This window comes from Aporhodopirellula sallentina SM41 (genome assembly GCF_000346505.1).
Lineage (GTDB): Bacteria > Planctomycetota > Planctomycetia > Pirellulales > Pirellulaceae > Rhodopirellula > Rhodopirellula sallentina.
In genome coordinates this window covers 1-9,422 of record NZ_ANOH01000367.1, presented here as the reverse complement: position 1 = coordinate 9,422, position 9,422 = coordinate 1, and the positions used below count along the sequence as shown (strand labels likewise).

General features: G+C 58.7%; 5 protein-coding genes. 1 reads left to right on the top strand and 4 read right to left on the bottom strand.

What is annotated here, in order from left to right; all coding sequences use genetic code 11:
* The 4 genes from RSSM_RS24215 to RSSM_RS24200 form a co-directional block, all read right to left on the bottom strand.
* Positions 1–793: hypothetical protein (locus tag RSSM_RS24215; protein ID WP_144060088.1), on the bottom strand; the 793-nt coding region annotated here is incomplete at its 3' end.
* A gap of 11 nt (positions 794–804) precedes the next feature.
* Positions 805–2,994 carry a hypothetical protein gene (locus RSSM_RS24210; RefSeq protein ID WP_008685753.1) on the bottom strand — a complete coding sequence of 730 codons (2,190 nt, stop codon included), beginning with the start codon at positions 2,992–2,994 and terminating at the stop codon, positions 805–807.
* A gap of 496 nt (positions 2,995–3,490) precedes the next feature.
* Positions 3,491–5,344, bottom strand: coding sequence for a flavin monoamine oxidase family protein (locus tag RSSM_RS24205; protein WP_008685750.1), 1,854 nt, complete (start codon positions 5,342–5,344; stop codon positions 3,491–3,493).
* A gap of 2 nt (positions 5,345–5,346) precedes the next feature.
* Entirely contained in the window at positions 5,347–6,396 is a 1,050-nt protein-coding gene (locus tag RSSM_RS24200; protein WP_008685747.1) for a calcium/sodium antiporter, read from the bottom strand.
* 1,193 nt (positions 6,397–7,589) lie between these two features.
* Between RSSM_RS24200 and RSSM_RS24190 the strand changes: the two genes are divergently transcribed.
* Positions 7,590–9,347 carry a hypothetical protein gene (locus RSSM_RS24190; protein WP_008685744.1) on the top strand — a complete coding sequence of 586 codons (1,758 nt, stop codon included), beginning with the start codon at positions 7,590–7,592 and terminating at the stop codon, positions 9,345–9,347.
* Positions 9,348–9,422 lie beyond the last annotated feature (75 nt).

The following is a 9,422-nucleotide window of genomic DNA, read 5'->3' as shown; positions in this document are numbered from 1 at the left end:
TCAACTTCGCGTCTGTCGCCGAGCGATGGGGGACCTGGTCGGCGAGGGATTGTTCGTCGAGCGAAGGTTCGGTGAGTTCGAGAGAAGCGATCTCGGCTTCGTCTTCTTGCTCGGCGTCCATGTCGGCGTCCATGTCGGCTTCGATGCTTGCTCCGCCGTCGTCGCGAGGTTCCTGCTCGAGCGGCGGCAACTCGTCGTAGAGTTCAGCGGCGAGATGATCCACCGCTGCTTCGCTGGTCATCTCCTCGTCATTCGTTGGCGCGTTGAACGTCATTTCATCTTCGGACGCGTCGAGGTTGGCGAGAGCCTCATCGAGAGTCAGGTCTGCTTCGTCGCTATCCAGCTCCGCGTCATCGCTGGAGTCGCTGCATGCTGATTCGATGGGAGCAGGTTTTGCCGAGACTTTGGCAACGTTCAAGCTGAGATCGAGATCGGTGGTGGCTTCCGCCATTTCCGTTTCGGCGGGGACCGGATTGTCCGCCGTCCGCGATTCGGCTTGGAGGGGCGACGGTTTTTCATCGACAAACGTGGGGATCGCCGGTGGGGCGATCGGCCGTGGCATCGGGCGACTGACCACCATCGGGCGGATCATTTGCCCCATCGGTGGCACCGGCGGTTTGGGTTTGTCTTCCTCGTCGTTTTCGCCGAGGAACGCGCCGAAGAAGCCGCCTCGCGGGGCTGCTGCGGAGGGCTCGGTTAGCATCATGAAACTCACGAGGCCGACCAGCAATTGCGGTAATACTGAGACCATCCACCGGCGTTGCATGATCAAAGAATCCTTTCTTGATGACATGATGAAATCGCTTATCGCTTGCGTCGTGAGTAGGTGCGTTGCTGCGTTTGGTTGGTCGCCGTGCGTCGTCGCTGTGTGGATTGCGACGTCTTCTTCGGTGTCGGTTTCACCTCAGGGCTGTAGCGATCGATCAGAAATCCGCCGGTGCTGCCACGCCGCGAGATGCTATTGTTTCGCACGCGGCTGCCGTATCCGTCCGTTCCTCCATGATCGACGAGGAAGCTGAAGTTGCCTCCGCAGTGTGGCATCTCGTGGTAACTGATCGAACTCGATGCGTAGCCTTGGCTGTAGTTGCGGTAGCGGTCGTCGCCGTCGTAGTCGAACAGGATACCGAGCCCAGCCTGTGAGCCGTTGCCTTGGGTGGTCTTGCCTTTGGAACTGTATTGGTCGTTGCCACTGAAATCGCTCAGCAGCCCGATCGACGCATCCCAAGCGTGACCGAGTCCCATGATGGTTCCGTTGTACGTGTCGTTGCCTTCATCGTCGAAACAGAAACCGGCGGCGTAGTGACAACCAAAGCCCATCCCGAAACGTTGGAAGAGTGGTTCGCCGCGACGTCCGCCCGAGAAGCTCTTGACGGTCGCTCCGACGCGTTGGTCGTTGCCGCCGAAGTCGCGGGCAAAGCCAAGGCCGAGCCAATAGCCGCCCCCGTGGGACAGATAGTCGAACTCATAGATGTCATCGCCATCGCCGTCGAGCATCACGCCGATCCCGCCACTGGCAACGGATCGAAGCCCCGCACCGACGCCTTGTCCCCAACCTTCATAGCCGGGCGTCGGGTTATCTTCGTCGTCGGCGTATGAGCAGATGAAGTAGCCGCCGGTGTAGTAGTGATCTTTCCCGTCGAGATCGACCAGCATTCCGAAACCGAGCGGGCAGCCCATACCTTGCGTCCACATCGCGCCTCGGTATTGGTCGTTTCCGTCACGATCGAGCAACAAACCGATGCCCGCGAAGGCTTGGCCTTGAACGCGGCGGAAACCCGTGTAGCGATCGTGGCCGCCGTGATCGACCAACATTCCGACACCGCCCAGGCAGGACGCCTGTGCCATGTCTTTGGCTTGATAGGTGTCGTTGCCCTCGAGGTCGACCAGCATCGCGACACCTAGAATCGCGCTGCCCTGGATTCCCGGTTTGGTACCGGTGTAGGAGTCGTTTCCGGCGAGGTCGATCGTGATCAACACCGGGCGATCGAGCGAAACGGTGCCCTCTCGGTACACGTCGTTTCCGCCCAGGTCGATGACGACGTTCACGTCAGACATCGCGTCGAGGTCGTAAGTGTTCGATCCGCGTCCGCCGACGATAATCGTCCCGGCGGCAGTTTCGATTTTCTTGACGACCGAACCGGATACGCCAGCGACCCGGATCGGCGAGTCTTCGGGTAGACGTTTGAGTTGCGATAGGAAATCGCGATCAGCCAACGGAGCCATCGTTTCCGCCGCGTCATGCAGCGAGCCACGATCGATCTTTTCGAGCATGTCGCAGATGCGTCGCCCGCGTCCCCGGTTGGCCAACGTGTAGCCGACGTCGTTTTGTGAAACGAGAATCGGGTAGAGTTCTCGCTGCAGTTGGCTGAGTTCGGCCGGAGTCAACGGCGCGAGGGATTGTGTGTGACTGCGTTGTACTCTTTCGAGGATATCGCTGACGAACGTGAGTGGATCGTTGGTAGACTCGCCGAACCGAACGTTGGCTTCGGTCTTCAAGGGGACATCCATCTTTGACCGGGCGATCGCGAGCGTTCGTTCGAGGCCGCGATGGTCGTTTTGAATCGACTCGAACAGGCGGCGCGTGAACGCTTCCGATTCGGCGGGCGTCGTCAGCGGGTTTCGCATCAAGTGATCGTACCAGTCCAACCGGCAGTTGCCCGTGACTTCGTTCACTCGTCGGGTGCCGGTCGACAGGTTTAACTGGTACCCGGTGTAATTTTGGAACTGCAGTAGGTTCTGGCTGAGTTTTCGGTCACGCAGTCCCGCTTGGATCTCTTTGTCGAGGATCGCGATCTTCGACGCGGGGGTGTTGGCGACGGGCTTGGTCGACGCGGATGCGGGCAAGACCACCAGTGTCTTCCCGATTTCAAATTCCGATCGCGCGTCGGTCTCGTCCGCCGAAACCGACTCCCCGGTTTGGGCAAGGATGCCGCAACCGATCATCAAACCATAGAACGGAACCGTTCTGACGGCGGTCTGCCATCGCAAGCGCATGTTCCGTAGTCGGCGTTTCATCCTTGAACTCTCCCGTTCTGGCAGGTCTTTCGTGAGCACGTTTGGGGGCTCCCCGTGTTGATTCTCGGCTTTCACATTCAGGCTCATGAAGGACAGTTTTGAAGTACACAAAGATATCGCGGGGGTGTGACCGGGCAGCACGGCAAGTGATCTACTCGGCACGGTTTACGCTCGCTGCACGGCGAACTGATGCACTTACGCACGCCATGAAATCTGAGCGGATAGGCAGGTGTGTTGGCGGGAAACATTGTCCCAAGAGGCGTACGGTTTCTGATCGTTCTCTTCAACGGAGACCGCGGCAGGTGATTGCAAACCGCAGCACGCCTTCGAGCACGTGGGACTCCCCCTTACGTCGGCGGGGGAGGATAGCTCGCTCGAATCGTTCCTTTGCGCTGCGAACGGCTTTCCGCTCTTGTGGAGGTTGCCTACGTTACCAAAGATGCCTTGGCGTCAATGTTTGACAAGCTGAGGCAATTCACACGCAATCTTTATCAATTGGTCTCACGAAACCGATGGAAGTTGTAGGATCTAACGTGGCGTCGATCACTTCGGTGGCGGCTCGATGTCCGTGGGCGAACGCCTCTTCGAACAATGCCAATCCGGTGAGATCCGTGCAGGCAAAATGGACGTTGCCGATCGGCTCGGCTGCTCGCCGACGCACGGGATCGAACAGTGTGCCGACACGCGGTTGCGGCATCGCGTGCCCCCAAACCATCACGTCGAGACGGTTAACCAACCCGCGAATGTCGGGGTGGGCGAGTTCGAGATCGCTCAGCACGGTCTCGGCGGCTTCGGCCCATGTGAGTCCCAGCAGTTTCACGCGGAGTTCCGCCGGGACGTCGTCTGGCAACGCTTGATACCACGTCAGCACGGTCGGCCCATGATCTCGGCCGGTCTGGTGGACCGAATTCACATACCCGAGCGACCCAGACTCCATCACGACGTTGTCCCAACTCATCGGAAAGCCCGCTTCCGCCGGACGGCCGCTCAGGTAGACGTTCGCGACTAACCAGGATCCGTACGAGAAGACAGCCGGGGTGGCGGTGGGAGAAGTGGGACGCGATCGAGCCAGTTCGGGGCTCAGGATCTTCGACGCGATGAATTGTGGGACGGCGACAATAACATGGTTTGCCTGCAGAGCGGTTGTCTCGTTGGTTTCCGCATCGATGATGTCGATCGTCAACGGTGAGGCGTCGGTGGCGGCGTCGACGCGGGCGACCCGCATCACGGCTTTGCCCAGTTGCAAGCGGTCGCCGACCGATTCGCACAGACGGTCGATGAGAAAACCGTTGCCTTCGGGCCAAGTCAAAACCGGTTGCGACTCGTCCGAACCGTCGGGAACCCGAGCGGCGAAGTAAAACAGTCCCGCCCACGCACTGGTTTGGTCCGCGTGGAGGCCGTAGTCGTCGCGACAGGCATAATCGACCAACCAGGCCAGCAGCGGGGAATCGAATTCGTTTCTCGACAACCAATCGCTCATTGAGATGCGATCGAGTTCCCGTGTCGCCGTATCCTCGGAACTTTCGGCGCACGGGATGGCAAACAGTCGCTTGCCGTCGTCGCCGCGCTGCTGCGCCATCGCCGCCATTTCCGATCGAAAACGCGCGAGTTGCTGTTGGTCTTGCTCGGTGGCAATAGAAAACGGAAATAGGCCCGCGTGCCATTGCCCGTTGGCGAACACTCGCTCTTCCGGTTCGCGACAGAGGAAATTTTCGGCGGCAATTAATGTGCGATCGTCTGGAAATGTGCGATCGTCCGTTTCCTGAAGCACATCGCATTCGATGAGGAAATCAACCAGCGGGCGGTTGTCGGCCATCGGCACCGGCAGATAGTGGGCTCCCCAGGGAAACCGCCCGCCGTTTGTCTTGTCGTCGTCTCCCTCTCCGCTACTCCACTGCCCACTGCGAGACGTGCCCCCGGGAGTCTGTTCAAGTTCGAGAACGACAAAGTCATCGATCCCGCTTTTGAGTAGATGGCGAGCAGCCGACAATCCCGAGGCCCCCGCGCCAATGATGACGCACTGATGATGCTTGGTTTCTCCGGCGGCAGGTTGCGGCGACGCATCGCCGGAGTCTATGGCGGATTCTGCGGCGGGTTCTCGGAGTCGATGTCCGAGTTGGTGGTTGGGCGTCAACAGTTCACCGCTCGGCGGCAACGTGCCGGCAAACATTTTGTCGAGATGCCCGCAACCGACGCCCGATGCGATCAGGCTCGCGGTCGCGGCCGAACCGAAAACCATCTCCATGAGTTGTCGTCGCGAATACCGCAGAGGCTCGTGCGGCGAGGTGGCACCGCTTTGCACCGGAGATTCGCGATCACTGCGGTTCATGACTATGTCCCGAGGAACGGCAGCCCGAGAAGATGGTGTGCGGTCGTCGATCCGCCGAAGATTGCGCCGTTGGCAATCAACAGGTAGAGAACGTAGCCGAAATACAACACCACCATCAGGATGCCCTCCAACCGCGTCACCGTTCGCTGGGTTCGCAGAAACACCCAACTCAGTACCGCGGCGCCGATCATGATCGGAACGTCAAAGGACTGGATCGACTGCAGGACGTTGATGCCGACCGGCGAAACGATCGCGGAGACGCCGAGGACCGCGAGAATGTTTAGGATCGTGCTACCGACGGCGTTGCCGATCGCGATGCCGCGTTCGCCTTTGAGCGTCGCCGCCACCGAAGTAACCAATTCCGGCAGCGAGGTTCCGACCGATACGATCGTCAGACCGATGACTGCTTCGGATAAACCGAAACGCCGTGCGAATGCGACCGCTCCTTCGACGAACCAATCGCAACCAAGGATCAAAGCGCCGATGCCGACGGCGAGGATCAAGAGCTGTAGCAGGACCGCGCCCGCTTTTTTTGCAAAGCTCGATGTTTCGAGCGGTTCCCCCGCGACGTCGTCGACGAAGTCCTCCATGTCTTCGGGTGTGTGTCCCTTTCCGAGTTTGTAGGAGATCGCAAAATAGCTGACCATCGCGATCAACAAGATGATGCCGTCGACTCGGCCGATGTTGCCGTTGTATCCGACCAACCACATCGCGACGCAGGCGGCTACCATCGCGGGAACATCGAAAGACGTGATTTGGCGATCGACGGACAGCGCCGACACCGTCGCGCTGACACCGACGATCATCAACATGTTGAACAGGTTGCTGCCGACGACGTTGCCGATCGTAATGTCCGCTTTGCCTTGCATGGCGGTCGCGATGCTGACGGCCATCTCGGGGGCGCTCGTTCCGAGCGACACGACCGTCAGGCCGACAAATAGCGGGCTGAGTTTGGCCAAAATCGCGAGCCGGGAGGCACCGCGAACGACCCATTCGCCGCCGAAGAGCAAAAGCAGAGAGCCACCGAGGAGTTGGGCAACAGCAAACAGCATGAGTACGGCGGGGTGAGTTGGAGGCCGAAGCGAGACGCCAGGATGGGACACTGCGGGGACAAAACGCGACCGGGTCCCGACCGGGAATCGATCTCACGTCCGTTATGTAAGCGACAGACCGCTGTGCGAAAATATCGTCGCGCAAGGGTAAAAGTGCGCAAAGGTAACGCTCCGCGAATGCAACACCGCGCAAATGTGACACTGCAAAAAGGTATCAGAGTGAGCGGTTGCCGTCATCGTGGCACCATTGCGGGCAGCCGTGGGCGCATGAAAAAACCCACTTGCTGAGACCAAGGTAACCATCTCAGCAAGTGGGCAAAGCTCGCGTTGTTCTCAATTACTGAGACAAGCTCAAAAAGTGAGTGTGATCGCGAGTGGGGTGGCCGACCCAAGCGTCAGCCCGCCGACTTTCGTCAAGGGTTTCCACCCCGTTGGCTAGTACAGCAATAATCCACTTGATCACCTCCTTTAGAAAACATTGTTTGACGCGGCATTCGTCCAGGTGCCAACCAGAACGGACGAGGCTACGTGCGGAAGTTTTGTCGCGACGCGTATCGCGACCCGGTGACGACATTATCGTCAACGGTCAAGACGATTGCAATACAGATCAGGTTCGCGCGGATTTTGTGGGCAGAGTCTTTGGACATTGCAGGAAACCGCTTGGAGGCATTGGCTCGTTGTGGCATAGGCCTTTTGTGTTCACGTGTGAAAACGCTTCGCGGTCGGGGCTTCTCGGAACGCCCGGATGCTAATTTTGAATTTCTGGACAGTCGCGTTTCCCACCCTCCTGTTGGTGACCTATGGGGGCTGTTCGGGTTTCTCCGGAGGGTTGGGGCGAGCAGGTAAATGGCGGCGTGTTGCGAAAATGCAACGTCTGTGCCGTTGACTCAACAGGTCAGGTGTTTTGGCGAAAATGTCCCATCGCGGGGCGTGCAAAAGTGGTGTTTTTCGGCGGTTTTTTCCACAATCGGCTCAAGTCTTGCCTAGGCTTGTACAGCGTGGACATTTGCGTTCGCGGCCAGTTTTTTCCCGAAACGCGGGGTTACGAACGTCCGTCCTTCATCGGCGGCGGGATTCCCCACGGTTGGTTTGACGCTAATAATCCTGTGCACGGCATTGGAGCCGTGCGCCGGGGAAAAGATTGACCTGTTCGCTCGATAGCTATGGTCCACGATGGTTCAATAAGGAACACCATGAAATTGACTGTCATGAATAACTCGCAAAAACATTTGCTCGGTTCAATCTTCTCGAAACGCTCTGTCGCTGCCGTCGCCGTCGTTCTCGGTGCAGCGAGCGGGCCGAGCCTCTTCGCTCAAGATGCGTGCTGCTTCGAGCCTGCCTACCGGCTCGAATGCGAAACCGTGATGCAGCCCGAAACCGTGCAACGCATGCGGCTGACCTACGAGACCCAAATGGTCGAAGAGGAAGTCACCAGCTACCGGCCCGTGCTGAAATCACGTACCGAAGAACGCACCTACAAGGTCGCCAAGCCGGTCACGGAAACCAATTACCGCGAAGAACGCTACACGATCTACCGACCGGTTACCGAAACGTCCTACCGTGACGAAACGGTCACTCAAACTCGGTACGTCAACGAGACGGCCGAACGCGAAGAAAAGGTGACCACCTACCGACCGGTCACCGAAACGCAGATGTATCAACAGCAATACACGGTGCAACGACCGGTCACGGAAACCCAAATGTATCAGCAACGATACGTGGTCCAGCGTCCGGTCACCGAAACACAATATCAGGCGCAAACCGTCACGTCCTATCGACCCGTGACGACCATGCGTCAGCAAACCGTTGACGCCGGTGGCTACGTTCCGCAAACGACGGTCACGCCGGGCACGGTGCAGAATTCGTTGGTGTGGAACCCGAACGCGTACTACCGACCGGGCCCGCTCGGGATTTTGGCGTATCGCCGTGGTGCTCCCGCGATCGCGCAGACCGTGACACCGCCGGTTGCTCAAACACAAATGGTTTACCGCCCGAACTACGTCAATCAACAGATCGCGCAGACTTCGTATGTGCCTGAAACGCACCAAGTGCAACGTCCTGTCCAGGTCACCCGGATGCAGTCCGAGGTGGTGACGCAGAACGTTCCGGTGCAGGTTCAACGGATGCAGTCGGAAGTGGTCACACAGAACGTTCCAGTCCAACGGACCCGAATGGTTCCCGAAACGACGGTTCGCAAGATCCCTTACACCGTTCAACGCCCCGTCACCGAAACGCTGACCCGCAAAGTGCCGGTCCAACAGAAACGTTGGGTGGCCGAGGAACGTGTCCGCAAGGTGCCTGTCCAAACGACTCGCGTGATTTACGAAACCCGGCGCGAACCTGTCACCGTGAACTACTACGAACAAGAAGAAGTTCGCCGCAAAGTGATGCGTCCGGTCACGGTTCCTAAGTACGAGCCGTACACGGTGACTCGCATGGTGCCTCGCCAAGTCGTCCAGCGGTTGCCATTGTCGTACGTCGATCCGTTCAGTTCGGCGATCCGCAGCGGATACTCGTCAATGTCGCCGATCGTTGAATCGTCACCGATCGTGAGCAATACGTATCCGTCAACGGATTATCCGAGTTCGTCGTCGATCGTGACGCAACCGAGTGACTCGGTCCGCAGCAATCGCCCGGCAACGGACGATGGTGAATCGGTGCTCGAAGGGCCTGCCCAGAACGACGACGTCGAACCTCAGTCGCGGATGGGTGCCGTCGAATTCGGAGCACCTGAGTCGGACAAGAGTGACGCGGATGAGTTGAACAACATGTTCGATGGTTCCGACTCGGACACCCAAACGTTGCCCGATCCACGCGACGGTCAGTCGGTAGAGACACCGGAACTCGGTGCCCGCGAAACCGGCTGGAGTACCCGCTCGTCTGACAACGCAGGGTTCCGGCAAATCGGCCATCGTGTGAAGTGGAATCCTATCTTCGCCCGCGAAATCTAGAGTCTTGAAGTCGTTCGATCTTTCGACGATTAAAAGCCACCGCCGTTGGAGTGAAGCCTTTAGGTGATTGAGGGT